This is a genomic window from Flavobacterium sp. T12S277 (assembly GCF_048514875.1).
Classification (GTDB): domain Bacteria; phylum Bacteroidota; class Bacteroidia; order Flavobacteriales; family Flavobacteriaceae; genus Flavobacterium.
Genome location: NZ_JBLYEG010000073.1, coordinates 1 through 836, shown reverse-complemented (window position 1 = coordinate 836; position 836 = coordinate 1). Strand labels below are relative to the sequence as shown.

Below are 836 nucleotides of genomic sequence, written 5' to 3'. Positions count from 1 at the left end.
CAAGTACTGAATCCTCAATAAATAATGATGCATCATGGACAACCTGGATACCATGATCAAGATCTTCTCTTTGTTCAATGGTACTTCTTAAAACCTCATGTCTCCACACAATACACTCAAGTGCATATTTCATCCCTCTAATATCCGTAGTAATATCAAGTTCAAATATCCTAGGCATATGGTAAGCATTGGTACCTTGTTCATACTGCTCGATAAACCATAATCTTTCTTGAGCAGGACTTAATGGATAAAAATCTGTATTATGATTTTTTAATATTATTATTTTAAAAAACTCCTCTTGAGAAAAAATATGATTAATTCTAAGAATACTAATTATTTCACTCTTATTAATTGTAATAAAATCTCTAGTCTCTTGATTTTGAAATTTTTTAGGTGCAGATAATTTTATAGTTTCATTATCCAGCCAAATTGCTCCAGCATTTACTCTTAATTCGTTAAAAAAATGGTTTATATATTTCATCTTAATTTTATTATACTATTTGACAATAAATAGTCAATAGTTTTGATTTTTTGTCTAAACATATGTTATTAAAAAATGCCTTTTAATCTTCTTAAATAAGATTAATATCATTTAAAAATTCCATATAATATTTTCATTATTAACTATGTCCAAAGTTGTATTTTCCAATAAAGTATAAATATTTTTCATTTTAAAAATATCAGCTACTTTAACTTGACTTTTCAGTAGCTTACTCATACGGTGTGACACCTGAATAGCTAATATCGAATTTCCTCCTATCCTGAAGAAATTATCCGTTACTCCAACTCTGTCCAATCCAAGGACTTCTTCCCAGATACTGCAGATCGATCTCTCC

General features: G+C 28.3%; 2 protein-coding genes. Both read right to left on the bottom strand.

Annotation, left to right across the window (positions count from 1 at the left end; all coding sequences use genetic code 11):
• On the bottom strand, positions 1-481 hold a 481-nt coding region (locus ACN1CN_RS22775; protein ID WP_419137982.1), incomplete at its 3' end, for a condensation domain-containing protein.
• 111 nt (positions 482-592) lie between these two features.
• Positions 593-836: phosphopantetheine-binding protein (locus ACN1CN_RS22770; protein WP_419137980.1), on the bottom strand; the 244-nt coding region annotated here is incomplete at its 5' end.